Raw genomic sequence first — 398 nt, 5'->3', positions numbered from 1 at the left:
TTTAGAAATGTGATCAAAAATATGATCTGCATATCTCGAACCAAGTGATAACGTACCGTTATAAATTTCATTGGAATAACCATCTAACAAATCGAAATCAATATGTTCTTGCCTCCCTGCCTCTCTATAAACTCGTTCTAATCGCTTCGTTAAGATATAAGCTTCATGAAACGAATATTGCTTATCCGACTCAATTTCTGTTCCATTGCTACTCTTAAAAATGACAAACATGGCTTCTCCTTTCTTCCATTTACTTTAAATTCCATGAAAAAAGGCAACAAAAAAAGCCATACCCTTTGCATAGCCTCCTCATTGCCTTAATTATATTTTTTCACTATTTCATCCAGAAAAACGGGAATAAGATTTGACCAAATTTCACATTGCTATTTACGCTCTCT

At 33.7% G+C, this 398-nt stretch carries 1 pseudogene; it reads right to left on the bottom strand.

Annotated features, from left to right (window positions below):
- Positions 1-231: pseudogene (locus tag JDS95_RS30535) on the bottom strand (hypothetical protein); the annotation flags it as partial.
- Positions 232-398: the final 167 nt, after the last annotated feature.

Origin of the sequence: Bacillus cereus group sp. N24 (assembly GCF_016483345.1) — a bacterium.
Lineage (GTDB): Bacteria > Bacillota > Bacilli > Bacillales > Bacillaceae_G > Bacillus_A > Bacillus_A toyonensis.
The sequence above is the reverse complement of the archived record's forward strand: the minus strand, read 5'-3'. Positions and strand labels throughout refer to the sequence as shown.